At 65.8% G+C, this 12,984-nt stretch carries 7 protein-coding genes and 1 pseudogene; 4 read left to right on the forward strand and 4 right to left on the reverse strand.

Annotation, left to right across the window (positions count from 1 at the left end; genetic code table 11):
- The first annotated feature begins 36 nt into the window (after positions 1-36).
- From ACFPK0_RS06065 to ACFPK0_RS06080, 4 genes and pseudogenes are all read left to right on the forward strand, one after another.
- Positions 37-824 (forward strand): annotated as a pseudogene (locus tag ACFPK0_RS06065) (NUDIX hydrolase).
- Positions 821-1,669 (forward strand): sulfurtransferase, encoded by an 849-nt coding sequence (locus tag ACFPK0_RS06070; RefSeq protein ID WP_056080344.1) that lies wholly within the window; start codon positions 821-823, stop codon positions 1,667-1,669. The pseudogene ACFPK0_RS06065 and the gene ACFPK0_RS06070 overlap by 4 nt, the downstream one beginning before the upstream one ends.
- A gap of 358 nt (positions 1,670-2,027) precedes the next feature.
- Positions 2,028-5,009, forward strand: a complete 2,982-nt coding sequence (locus tag ACFPK0_RS06075) for a TonB-dependent receptor (RefSeq protein ID WP_056081053.1) — start codon at positions 2,028-2,030, stop codon at positions 5,007-5,009.
- Positions 5,010-5,280: 271 nt separating this feature from the next.
- Positions 5,281-6,933, forward strand: a complete 1,653-nt coding sequence (locus ACFPK0_RS06080) for a GH35 family beta-galactosidase (protein ID WP_377339101.1) — start codon at positions 5,281-5,283, stop codon at positions 6,931-6,933.
- Between the two features lie 153 nt (positions 6,934-7,086).
- Here the strand turns inward: ACFPK0_RS06080 and ACFPK0_RS06085 are convergent, their stop codons facing one another.
- From ACFPK0_RS06085 to uvrA, 4 genes are all read right to left on the reverse strand, one after another.
- Positions 7,087-7,842, reverse strand: coding sequence for an enoyl-CoA hydratase/isomerase family protein (locus ACFPK0_RS06085; RefSeq protein WP_377339103.1), 756 nt, complete (start codon positions 7,840-7,842; stop codon positions 7,087-7,089).
- Between the two features lie 10 nt (positions 7,843-7,852).
- Positions 7,853-9,307 carry a DUF4139 domain-containing protein gene (locus ACFPK0_RS06090; protein ID WP_377339105.1) on the reverse strand — a complete coding sequence of 485 codons (1,455 nt, stop codon included), beginning with the start codon at positions 9,305-9,307 and terminating at the stop codon, positions 7,853-7,855.
- Between the two features lie 98 nt (positions 9,308-9,405).
- A complete protein-coding gene (locus ACFPK0_RS06095) occupies positions 9,406-9,858 on the reverse strand; it encodes an acyl-CoA thioesterase (protein WP_377339107.1) in 453 nt (150 codons plus the stop codon).
- On the reverse strand, positions 9,855-12,806 hold the full coding sequence (gene uvrA, locus ACFPK0_RS06100) for an excinuclease ABC subunit UvrA (RefSeq protein WP_377339109.1): 2,952 nt from the start codon (positions 12,804-12,806) through the stop codon (positions 9,855-9,857). Before uvrA ends, ACFPK0_RS06095 begins: the two co-directional genes overlap by 4 nt.
- Positions 12,807-12,984 lie beyond the last annotated feature (178 nt).

Consider the following 12,984-nt stretch of genomic DNA (forward strand, 5'->3'; position numbering starts at 1 on the left):
CGCGCGCCGGCACCGGCGCGGTACCATGGCCGGAGCATGTCGAACGATCGCCCCTCTCCCCCCGCACCGCTGACGCCCTGCATCCAGATCTGCCGCCTCGATGCGCGCGGGTATTGCATCGGTTGCCGCCGCACAGGCGAGGAAATCGGCCGCTGGAGCGCACTGGATGATGCCGAACGGTGGCGGCTCATGCGCGACGTGTTGCCGTTGCGCATCCTGGCCAAACAGCCATGATCGACGACCTGACCGACGCGCTGCGACCCTTGTCGGCGCCGCCGATCGAGCGGGCCTGGAACCATGCGGACATGGCCGAACTGCTGGGCGACGCACCACGCCAGCCGGCCGCCGTATTGATCGGCCTGCGCGAGGGCGTGCAGCCGCGCATGGTGCTCACCGTACGCACCGATCACCTGCATGCGCATGCAGGCCAGGTGGCGTTCCCCGGCGGACGCAGTGAGGCGGATGATGGCGACGCCATCACCACCGCGCTGCGCGAGAGCGAGGAGGAGATCGGGCTGGAGCGGCGGCTGGTAACGCCGCTGGGTTTCCTCGACCGTTTTGAGACCATCAGCGGCTTCTGCATCACGCCGGTGGTGGCGCGGATCGCGACCGAGGCGCAACTGTACCCGGCGCCCGACGAAGTGGCCGAGGTGTTCGAGGTGCCGCTGGCGTTTTTCATGGAGCCGGCCAACCTGCGCCGCTACACCATGGAATTTCGCGGACACCAGCGGCCGATGGTGGAATTCGTGCACGGCGGCCACCGCATCTGGGGCGCCACCGCGGCGATACTTCTCAACTTGCTGCAGAGGATGGGACGCGCATGACCTTGCTCACCACACTCATCGATCCCGCCACGCTGTCGGCCATGGCGCCGGGCGAGGTGTTGATCGTCGACTGCAACTTCGACCTGGCCGACCCCGGCAAGGGCGAGCGCGAATTCCGGCTGGGCCATATTCCCGGCGCGGTCTACGCCAACCTCGACCACGACCTGTCCGATCTTTCGCGCCAGCACGAAGGGCTGGGCCGTCATCCGCTGCCGCTGGAAACAGCCTTCAGCGCCGTGCTGTCGCGCTGGGGCTGGCGCACCGGCACGCCGGTAGTGAGCTACGACGCCGGTAGCGGTGCGCTGACGGCGGCGCGGCTGTGGTGGTTGTTGCGGCTGGCCGGGGTGCGCGATGTGGCCGTGCTCGATGGTGGCTTTGCCGCCTGGAAAAAGGCCGGTTTGCCGGTGGAAGAAGGCGAACCCGCGGCGCGTGCCGCCACCGAGGTGGCACTGCATTACGACGAAACCCAGGTACTCACCGACCACGCCGCGCTGGGCCAAGGTTCGGGGCAATTGCTGGATGCCCGCGCCGCGCCACGCTACCGCGGCGACGTGGAGCCACTGGACCGCGTCGGCGGCCATGTGCCTGGTGCCTTGAACCGGCCGTTCCCCGACAACCTTGCCGACGACGGCCGCTTCAAGCCGGCGGCGCAATTGCGTGCGGAGTTCTCCGCGGTGCTGGGCGACACCAAGCCCGCCGATGTGGTGCACATGTGCGGCTCCGGCGTCACCGCGTGCCACAACCTGCTGGCGATGGAGCATGCGGGCCTGCACGGCTCACGGTTGTATGCGCCGTCGTGGAGCGGCTGGATCAGCGATGCCTCGCGACCCGTGGCGAAAGGGTGAATCGTTGGCAAGCGTTCGCCGACTGCTTGTGCAGGCGGCTTTGAGGCCGCAGCGACCGTATCCGGCTTTCGACTGTCTGGCGCCAAACGCCGTCGCCAATGGCCCGCATGTCAGCGCCAAACGCCAGCAATGGATACAAGAAACATAACGCGCCCTGGCAATTTTCATAATTGCCAGCCCGCAAGATCACGCCCCAGTATCAATGAGCCCAGGCGTCGGGGGACGCGTCATCCAGGTAGATGAATCGGCAAGGAGCGTCGCGTCAGTCATGCCGCGCCGTCACCGCCGGTCAAGGTACGCCATCGCGATTGAACATCGCGAGGCATCCCATCACTTGGTGAAACGTGGAGACGCCATGATCGAGAATATCTACCTGAAGGCGGCGCTGGCGCAGGCATTGGGGCTGGCGCTGCTGGGCACGGCCAGCGGCGCCATCGCCGCCACCGCGTCCGCGGCGGCCCGGCAGGAAGTGCCAGCTTCGCAGGTCGCCCCGTCGCCGGGCGCTAAGAACGGCGAACCGGTCAAAACGCAGGACGACAAGTCGCAGGCCACCAACCTGGGCACGGTGACGGTCACCTCGGGTTATCTGCACAGCCTGCAGTTCGCGACCGATGCCAAGCGCGATGCCACCAACATCACCGATACGGTCTTTGCCGAGGACATCGGCAAATTCCCCGACAACAACATCGCGGAGTCGTTGAACCGCATCCCTGGCGTGCAGTTGTCGCGCGGTGTCGGCGGGCAGGGCATGCAGGTTTCCATTCGCGGCCTGGGGCCAAGCTTCACGCGGGTCACGCTCGATGGTGGCAGCGTTGCCACGGCGTACACCGATCGCAACCAGCAGAATCAGGACCGCGAAATCAACCTGAACCTGTTCCCCACCGAGTTCTTCAGCCAGTTGGCCGTCAGCAAGACGCCCGTGGCGAGCATGCTTGAGGGCGGCATCTCCGGAAACGTCGACCTGCGCCTGGTGCGGCCATTCGACAACCCGGGGACCCATCTCACGTACAACGTGAAAGAGGGCTGGAACAGTCAGGGCGGGCTGTACAGCCCCAGCGCGAGCCTGATCGGTAGCTGGACCAACGCCGACAACACGTTCGGCGTGGTTGCCGGTGTCGCCACCAAGCATGAGAGGGCGCTGGAGACAGGTTACGAAACCATCGGCTGGACGACCCCTGGCCTCACCTACGACCAATGCGGCCTTACCCCGCCGGCCGGCACGGCGGCGAATACGCAGGTGAGCGGGACGACCGGGTGCAACTCGTATGGCGGCGGCAATTGGCGCATTCCCGACATCGTGCCGATCACGGCCGGTGCCGGGCTGGTCGCCGGTCAGCCCATCGACGACGCGTTCCTGTTGCAGAACAACCCCGGGTTGACCATCGAGCAGATCAGCAACTCGCTGATCCCGCGCCTGAGCCGACCGCTCCATCTGACCGATGTCCGCGACCGCAAGGCCGCCGTCATGTCGCTGGAATACCGGCCTGACGTCAACATGCACTTCTACCTGGATACGTTGTTCACGAAACAGAAGCGCGATACCGACAGCACCGACATGAACCTGATCGGCCGCAATGGCACCATGATCCCGCTCAACGAGGAGGTCGACGGCAATGGCGTGGTCACCTCGGCCACGTTCACCAACGCGCAGTACTTTCTCGAAGCCAGCCTGCGCCACCAGACGACCAAGTTCTGGTCGGCCAATCCGGGCGCGGACATTTATTTCGGCGACGACGCCGACATCAAACTCCACGTCCAGGCGCACGTGAATCGCAGCTGGATGTACGAGGAAGTACCCAGCATCCTGTTCAATTCGCCGTTCACCACCGTCCAGTACAGCAACGACAGTGGCTCGCACCCGACCCTGAGCACGGACGTCGACCTCAACGACCCCGCCAGCGGATGGAGCTGGAACCGCGTCAACATCCAGGCCGAGCGTCGTGTCACCACGACCAAGGGCGTGGGGTCCTATCTGCAATTTGGCGAGGACGACAACAACCTCAAGGCCGGTTTCTCCTTCGATCAGCAAGGCCGCCAGATCACGGGCTACGACAACAGCAAGGCCTGGTCGCAGGTCATCTGCCAGGGCACGGCCACGGGCGTGTGCGATGGCGGCCCGGGTTCGGCGGTGCCGCAGTCCGACATCGCGTCCTATCTGAGGCCAGGCCCGGCGGGGTTCATTGCCGTGGATTACGCCGGCATTTATGCGGCCTCCAATTACCGCAACCTGCTCGAGAGCGCGCCCGTTGCCGGGTCGGTATTCACCGGGGCGACGACCGGCGGCTTCCGTGAAAAGAGCTGGGCGTACTACATCGAGGCCAACGCCACCACCGAGGTACTTGGCCGTCCCCTGCGCCTGAATGCCGGCCTGCGTTACGTCACCACCGACCAGAACATCAGTGGGCCGGTCACCAATGGCAGCACCACCGAAGTGCGCTCGTTCGATTCGGACCTGTCCAATACCCTGCCGTCGTTCAACCTTGCCTGGAGCGTGCGGGACAACGTGGTGCTGCGGCTGGCCGGGTCGCGCTCGATGACCCGACCCAACCCCAGTTACATGTTGCCGAACACCAACTTCAGCGATCCCTCCGCGCAGAATGCCAGCCAGGGCAATCCGGACCTGCAGCCATACACGTCGGACAACCTCGACCTGGCTGGCGAGTGGTATACCGGCGGCGCCGGGTATGTCGCCGTGGATTTGTTCAACAAGGAGATCACCGGCTTCACGGTCAACGGCATCCGCACGATCCCGTTCGGCGAGCTGGGCGTTTCTTACGACAGCCTGCAGCCTTATCAACAGGCGGCGATCCAGCAGCGTGGCGGCCCTGATGTGGCGACCGTGCTGGTACAAAGCCAGGTCAACGCAGACGGCAAGCTGAAGATCCGCGGTGAGGAAATCGACTGGGTGCAACCACTCGACTGGATGGTGGATGGCCTCGGTTTCACGGCCAATTACACCCACATCCGGCAAACGTCGTCGGGCTCGGGTGTGTCGGCGGTTGCCGTGGGCGTCGCGCCGAACTTGTGGAATGGGACGGTGTACTGGGAAAAGGGGCCGGTATCGGCGCGCGTTTCCTACAACTGGACCGACAACCAGATCTCCTCCGGCGCCAATCAGAACGGTATTTCGTTTGCACGCATCAAGACCGATGCGCGGGGCGAGTTCGACCTGTCGGCCAGCTACACGTTCGAGCATCTGCCCACGTCGCCGCAGATCACGCTGGATGCCACCAACCTGACCGACGAACCGCTGCGTTCGACGTTCCAGTATTCCAACGCGGCCTACAGCATCTACAACCCGGGCCGTACGATCACCTTGGGTGTTCGCGGCACGTTCTGACCTGGATGGGGCGATGATCCCCGGGAGAAAACTCCACGCTCAAGGCCGGCAGACGGCCGTGAACGTGGAGCGCTTCGCTGACTTCCGCTCCGTGCGCGCCTGGGTACATGCATCCGCGCGATGGGGCAGGCTGCGTGATCGCATCGACTTCGCGGCTTCGCGGCATGAACATGCGCAAGACGGTCGTGGCTGAAAAGCTGGAAAGGGGGATTGAATGCACAGCACGGTGAGAAGAGTGGTTGCGCGAAAAAGCCGGTGGCGCATGAGCGGCATGATTGCTGTTGTCCTCATCTTGTTGCCGGGCCTGGCGCTTTCGGCGCAGGCCGGGGATGTGCCGGGCCTGCCCCACCTGGCGCAGCGTCACGGTGCCACGCAACTCATCGTGGACGGCCAGCCCTTCCTGATGCGCGCGGGGGAGCTTGAGAACTCCTCCGCATCGAGCCTGCCTTACCTGGAAACGTTGTGGCCGAAATTCGAGGCCATGCATTTCAACTCGCTCATCGCTCCCGTTTACTGGAACCTGATCGAGCCGCAGCAGGGGCAGTTCGATTTCAGTACCGTGGATGGACTCATCGAGGGCGCGCGCGCTCACGACATGCGCCTCGTCCTGCTGTGGTTCGGCAGCTGGAAAAACAGCATGTCGAGCTACGTCCCTGCATGGGTCAAGCGCGATTCCCGTCGCTATCCACGCGCCCGTCGCTCCGACGGCACGCCGATGGAAATACTGTCGGCGCTGGACCAGGCCAACCTGCAGGCAGACAGCGTCGCGTTCGTGGCGTTGATGAAACACCTGAAGCAGATCGACGGCGAGCGGCACACCGTGGTGATGGTGCAGGTGGAAAACGAGGTCGGCATGATCCCGGAAGCGCGTGACCACGGCCCGCTGGCCGATGCCGCTTTCCATGCGCCGGTGCCGACGGCGCTGACCGACTATCTGTCGAAGCACAAGGAAATCCTGGCGCCGGGGCTCAAGGCGGCGTGGCGCGCGCAGGGGTTCAAGACCGGGGCCGATTGGGAAGACACGTTCGGTGCCGGCGAGCAGACCGACGAGTTGTTCACGGCGTGGACGGAAGGCCGTTACACGGGGGAGGTCGCGGCGGCGGGCAAGGCGGTTTACCCGCTGCCCCTGTACGTCAATGCGGCACTGATCCGGCCCGGCAAGCGTCCCGGTGAATATCCCAGCGGCGGCCCGCTGCCGCATCTTTTCGACGTGTGGCGTGCGGCGGCCCCGGCGGTGGACTTTCTGGCGCCGGATATCTATTTCCCGAATTTCACCGAGTGGGCGGAAAAGTACGCGCTCCCCGGCAAGCCCTTCCTGATCCCCGAAACCGGCCGCGTCTCGGGTGCGCAGATGGGCGCCAATGGCCTGTACGCGTATGCGCATTTGAACGCGATGGGCTATTCACCCTATGCGCCTGAATTCCTGTCGCCCGATGACGCGAAGGCGCTGGGGCAGGCGTATGACGTGGTCGAGCAGTTGACGCCGCTGATCCTCGCCCATCAGGGCAGCGGAAAAATGGTCGGCATGCTGCCGCGCACCCAGTTCGACGGCAGCGTCGACCTGAGCCCGCAGACTTTCGTTTTCGGCGACTACAAGGTGACGGCGAGCTACCGCAAGCCGGGTTCCGCATCGATCGGCGCGAAGATCGACGCCGACACGTCGACCACGCATGGCGGCCTGATCATCCAGACCGGTCCGAACGATTTCTGGTTCGCCGGCACCGGCATCACGGTTTATTTCGAGCCGCCCGGCAAAGGGCGATCCGCCGTGGGCATCGAGTCGATCCGGGAAGGGCGTTTCATCAACGGGCAGTGGGTGCCGGGTCGCGAAATGAATGGCGACGACACCAACCAGGGCCGCCACCTGAGCTTGCCGGATGACGAATTCTCGATTCGTCGGGTGACGCTCTATCACTACGACTAGGCAGCATCCGGAATACGTCATCCCGGCGAAAGCCGGGATCCAGCGACTCGGATCTTTGCGGCCGGCGGTGGTGCCTGTGAAGAATACAGGCCGGTGCGAGAGAGCGATGCAGTTTCTTCCCCCGCGAGCGGGGGAAGCGAAAGCGGGTGCTGCTCAGCCCTTGTTCTTCAACCGCGCGACTAACTCTTGCAAGGTAGCCTGCGCTTCGGGGCGGAAATACGCATCGAGGAAATCGTCCAGCGGCAGCGTGTCCGGGTCGACCGCGGCGACCAGATCCGCGCGTGCCAGCGCGCGCGTGGCCAGCATCGCCTGCGAAGGCAGCGCCAGCAATTCGCCCAGCCAGTGCAACGCGCGGGTGGTGACCTGTTCGGCCACGGTCAGCTCGTCCACGAAGCCGCAGGCCAGCGCCGCGTCCGATTCGATCATCGCGCCGGATATCAGCAGGCGCTCGGCGCGATACGTGCCCACCACGCGGCGCAGTGCGTGCTGGATGCTGTCCGGCACGATCAGGCCCACCTGCACCTCGTTGAGGCCGATGCGGTACGGCCCCTGCGCCATCACCCGGTAATCGCAGAACAACGCCAGCACCGCGCCACCGGCGGGGCTGTGGCCGGTGATGGCGGCCACGATCGGGATCGGCAGCCGCGCCAGCGTCGAGCACAGCGCAAAGAATTCCTGCCAGAACCGCCGCACGCCATCACGGTCCAGCGCGAGCAGGGCGGGAATATCCACGCCCGCCGAAAACAGCCCTTGCGCGCCGGACAGCACCAGGCCGCGCTGGCCGTTTGCCGGTGCCTGTTCGAACGCTTCGCGCAGGGCCACCAGCAAGGCGGTATCCAGCGCGTTGACCGGCGGCCGGTTCAGCCGGATCTCGGTGATGTCGTGCTCATGCGGAAGCATGTCGAACATGGCGATGTCCTCAGGGAGTCTGGTCGGCAGTCCAGCTGTAGCGCACGGCGTACTCCAGCGTGGCCTTGCCGCCAGCCGGTACGTTGATGCGGAATTCCAGCGCGTCGGGCGTCTGCTTGCTGGGCTTGCTCGACGAGGACGCCAGCGTCCACTGCTGCCAACGGTTGGGATGCTCGCGCACGGTGACCACGCGCGCGCTGTCGCCGGCGTTGGTCAGCGTGATGCGGTACGCCTCGTCCATCGTGCGGCCGGCCTTGTCGACGTGGAACGCGGTGCGTTCGCGCTGGGCGCGCAGGTCGAACGCGGTGCCCAGCGTGATGGTGGCGTCGCTGCCCTTGGGCGTGTCGTCGATGCGGCCTTCGCCGATGAATTGCGGCGTGCCGTTGCGGTCGGCGCTGAGCACGCGCAGATAACCGGCGGGCAGGCTGTCGAACGCTTTCACCCGCAGCGTGCTGATGATGGAATCGTTGCTTCCCGTATTGAAATTGGCGTCCAGCATCGGCTGCGGCGGCTGGTAGCTGTTGCCGTTTTCCAGCAGCGCGGTGCGTTCGCAATCCAGCGTGCGAGTGGCGTACAGCGGCACCTGGCTGACGCTGCCATCGGGCAGGTCGACCGGCGCGGGCAAGGCGTAGCTGCGGTAATCGGCGAGCGTGGATTGCGCGGGCATGTCGGCGCTTTCGGCCTTGGCGTAGCCGCGCGCCATGGCCATCATCGGCCGCGGTGCGGAGGCCTTGGCGAAGTGCGGCTCGCCGGCGATCAGTGTGAGTTGCGTATCGTGCCAGTCGCGGCCGCTGCGGTTGGCGATGCTGGCGCGCGACTCGAACTGCATGCGGCAGGCGCTGCCCGGCTGCAACGTGCCGACATACGCGGCGCGCCAACCCAGCCCGGCGGTGGGATAACTGAGCACTGCGTTGGCCTGGCCCGCGCGCTGCGCGTCGACGCGCAGGCTGAGGCTGGAGCCGGTGGGGAAGTTGGCGCCGGTGGTACGCACCGCGGCGTAGTTGCGTACCAGCGTGGTGCTGCCGTTGCCGCCGCGCACCAGCAGGCCGTCACCGGCGCGCAGCAGGTTGCCATTGGCCAGCGGTTGGCCGCTGTCGCCGAGCACTTCCACCGTGTGGCCGACCAGGCCGGTCAGCGCGGCGTTCTGGCCCTGGCCCAGCAGGAGGCGTTGCGAAATGACCTTGGCATTGCCCGCAGGGAAACCCAGCGCCATCGCTTCGGGATCGATATGGTTCGGCAGGTCGCCGATCACTACGTCATGGCTGCCGGCGGCCAGCGTCAACGAGCGCTGTTCGCGCACCACGGCATAGCCGTCGTCGACCGAGCCGTCGCCGCTGCTGGCGTACAGCGCGCTGCTGTCGCTGCGATACAGGGTCAGTTCGGTGCCGTCGGCGGCGTGGGCGGTGGCGGCTGCGCCCAGGGTGGTCAGGCAGGCGAGGGCGAGAAGGGTGTGGCGTGGCGTCATCGGTGTGCTCCATCGAGGCATCGACGGACATCATAACGATGCTGTGTGAACACCGTGCGCTTGCGTATGTGAGCAGCGTCGCGACTTGGGTGGTTGCGTTATTGCGCGGCGTCTGTCGGCGGTGCGGGATGCTGCGCGGCCTGGCGCACGGATGGCGGCAACGGCACCGGTTTTCCGGTGGCCGGGTCGATCCACACCATCACCACGCGGCCGTCGCAATACAGCGTTTGCGGATCGCTGGCATCGACCATGCGATGGGCGATGGTGATCGAGCTGTTGCCGACGCGCTCGCACAGCAACTGCACCTGCAGTTGCGCCGGCCATGCGATCGGCCGGCGGTAATTGAGTTCGCTGGCCGCCAGCACGGGCGTGGCGGACGATTCGAGCGCATCGCCCATCGACTGCATCCACTGCAACCGCGCCTCTTCCAGATAGGTGAGGTAGGTGGAATTGTTGACGTGGTTGAACGCGTCCAGGTCGCGCCAGCGCACCGCGATGGATGCCGCGAACAGGGGTGCGCCGGCCAGCGGTGCTGAGGCGTGCCCGCTCACGATGTCTTCTTCTTCCGCGGCATCGGCTTGTACTTGTCGGCCGAGGCGATGTGCTTGGCGGCCGACTTGATCCGCTTGGTGGCGGTCGGCTTCGCCGCCTTGGCCGTTTTCAGATGCGGTGCCAGGAAATGGCCGGTGTGCGACACCGCCGTGGCCGCCACGGTTTCCGGGGTGCCGGTCACCAGGATGCGGCCGCCGCCGGCGCCGCCTTCCGGGCCCAGATCCACGATCCAGTCGGCGGTCTTGATCACGTCGAGGTTGTGTTCGATCACCACCACGGTATTGCCCTGGTCCACCAGCTGATGCAGCACGTCCAGCAATTGTTCGATGTCGTGGAAATGCAGGCCGGTGGTGGGCTCATCGAGGATATACAAGGTGTGCCCGGTGTCGCGCTTGGACAGCTCCTTGGACAGTTTCACGCGCTGCGCCTCGCCACCGGAAAGCGTGGTGGCGCTCTGGCCCAGCTTGATGTAATCCAGGCCCACGGCGCGCAGCGTGTCGAGTTTGCGCGCCACGGTGGGCACGTTCTCGAACAGCTTCAGCGCGTCCTCCACCGTCATGTCCAGCACGTCGGCGATGGTGTGGCCCTTGTAGAGGATTTCCAGCGTCTCGCGGTTGTAGCGTTTGCCGTGGCAGGCATCGCAGGGCACGTAGACGTCGGGCAGGAAATGCATCTCCACCTTGATCAGGCCGTCGCCCTCGCAAGCCTCGCAGCGGCCGCCGCGCACGTTGAAGCTGAAGCGCCCCGCGGTATAGCCGCGTGCACGCGCCTCGGGTACCTGCGCAAACATCTCGCGCAACGGCGTGAACAGGCCGGTATAGGTCGCCGGGTTGGAACGCGGTGTGCGGCCGATCGGCGACTGGTTGATGTCCACCACCTTGTCGAACAGCTCCATGCCCTCGACCGAGCGGTGCGGCGCCGGCTGCGTGCTGGCGCCGTTCAACTCGGCCGCGGCCAGCCGGAACAGCGTGTCGTTGACGAGGGTGGATTTGCCCGAGCCGGAGACGCCGGTGACGCAGGTGAACAACCCGGCCGGAATCGCCAGGTCAACATCCTTGAGGTTGTTGCCGGTGGCGCCCTTGAGTTGCAGCCATGCTTCGCTGTCGGCGGGCTGGCGGCGTTTTTCGGGTACTTCGATGCTGCGGGCGCCGGACAGGAACTGGCCGGTGACCGAGCGCGGCGAATCGAGCATGTCCTGCACCGTGCCTTGCGCCACGATCTCGCCGCCGTGCACGCCCGCGCCGGGGCCGATGTCCAGCACGTGGTCGGCCATGCGGATGGCGTCCTCGTCGTGCTCCACCACGATCACCGTATTGCCCAGGTCGCGCAGCCGGGTCAGCGTGCCCAGCAGGCGCTCGTTGTCGCGCTGGTGCAGGCCGATCGAGGGCTCGTCCAGCACGTACATCACGCCGACCAGGCCTGCGCCGATCTGCGAGGCCAGCCGGATGCGCTGCGCCTCGCCGCCGGAAAGCGAATCGGCCTGGCGGTCCAGGGTGAGGTAGTTCAGGCCCACGTCGTTGAGGAAGCTCAGCCGCTCGCGGATTTCCTTGATGATCTTCACCGCGATCTCGCCGCGCCAGCCGGGCAGGGCCAGCTTGTCGAAGAACGCCAGCGCGTCGTCGATCGAACGGCGGGTGAGCGCAGGCAGCGCCTGCTCGGCCACGAACACGTTGCGGGCGGAACGGTTCAGCCGCTGGCCCTCGCACTCGGGGCAGGGCTGGTCGCTGATGAAGCGCGCCAGTTCCTCGCGCACCGCCGCCGATTCGGTCTCCTTGTAGCGCCGCTCCATGTTCGGCACGATTCCTTCGAACGCATGCTCGCGGGTGACCTTGCCGCCGCGCTCGGTGAGGTAGCGGAACGCGATGCGCTGCTTGCCGCTGCCGAACAGGATGGCCTTCTGGACGTCTTTCGGCAGCTCCTGCCACGGCGTATCCACGTCGAAGCCGTAATGCGCAGCCAGCGACAGGATCAGCTGGAAATAATGCGCATTGCGCCGATCCCAGCCGCGCACGGCGCCGCTGGCCAACGCGCGCTCGGGGTGGCTGACCACGCGGATCGGGTCGAATACCTGGGTGATGCCCAGGCCGTCGCAGGCCGGGCAGGCGCCGGCCGGCGCGTTGAACGAGAACAGGCGCGGTTCCAGCTCGGGCAGCGAGTAATCGCACACCGGGCAGGAGAAGCGCGAGGAGAGCAGTTGCTCGGCCGGAACCTCGCCGCTGGCATCCGCCTGGGCGTCCATGTCCACCAGGATCACCAGCCCCTCGCCCAGCCGCAGCGCGGTCTCGAACGATTCGGCCAGGCGCTGCTTGATGTCCTCGCGCGGACGGAAACGGTCGATCACCACCTCGATGGTGTGCTTCTGGCGCAGCATCAGCGGCGGCACGGCGTCCAGGTCGTAGACCGCGCCATCCACGCGGGCGCGTACGAAACCCTGGGCGCGCAGTTGCTCGAACACCTGCACGTGCTCGCCCTTGCGCTCGCGCACCACCGGCGCCAGCAGCATGTAGCGCTTCTCCGGATCCAGTGCCAGCGTGGCGTCCACCATCTGGGTCACCGTCTGCGCCGCCAGCGCGATGCCGTGGTCGGGGCAGCGCGGCGTACCCACGCGGGCGTACAGCAGGCGCAGGTAATCGTAGATTTCGGTGATCGTGCCCACGGTCGAGCGCGGGTTGTGCGAGGTGGATTTCTGCTCGATCGAGATCGCCGGCGACAGACCCTCGATGTGGTCGACGTCGGGCTTCTCCATCATCGACAGGAACTGCCGCGCGTATGCGGACAACGATTCCACATAGCGGCGCTGGCCTTCGGCGTAGATGGTGTCGAACGCCAGCGAGGATTTGCCGGAGCCGGACAGGCCGGTGATCACGATCAACTTGTCGCGCGGCAGGTCCAGGTCGATGTTCTTGAGATTGTGCGTGCGGGCGCCGCGAATGCTGATGTTGTCCATGACGGCTGAATATGGGGGAGCCGATTACTATACCAAGGCGTTCAGATGGTCTTTTTTTGTGGGCAGCGGCGGGATCGTCCGGCCTGTGGTCAGTAATTGACCAGCGCGGCGGCGGGTCGCTATAATCCGCAGTTCGCCAGACCTGAAGGGGTCATGGCGATACCCAAGAGAATAACGA

Source organism: Rhodanobacter ginsenosidimutans, assembly GCF_042655685.1.
Taxonomy (GTDB): domain Bacteria; phylum Pseudomonadota; class Gammaproteobacteria; order Xanthomonadales; family Rhodanobacteraceae; genus Rhodanobacter; species Rhodanobacter ginsenosidimutans.

Excerpts from the sequence above, each read along its gene's own strand:
- ACFPK0_RS06070 (WP_056080344.1), top strand. The coding sequence starts at position 821 with ATGACCTTGCTCACCACACTCATCGATCCCGCCACGCTGTCGGCCATG.
- ACFPK0_RS06080 (WP_377339101.1), top strand. The coding sequence starts at position 5,281 with ATGATTGCTGTTGTCCTCATCTTGTTGCCGGGCCTGGCGCTTTCGGCG.
- ACFPK0_RS06085 (WP_377339103.1), bottom strand. The coding sequence starts at position 7,842 with ATGTTCGACATGCTTCCGCATGAGCACGACATCACCGAGATCCGGCTG.
- ACFPK0_RS06090 (WP_377339105.1), bottom strand. The coding sequence starts at position 9,307 with ATGACGCCACGCCACACCCTTCTCGCCCTCGCCTGCCTGACCACCCTG.
- uvrA (WP_377339109.1), bottom strand. The coding sequence starts at position 12,806 with ATGGACAACATCAGCATTCGCGGCGCCCGCACGCACAATCTCAAGAAC.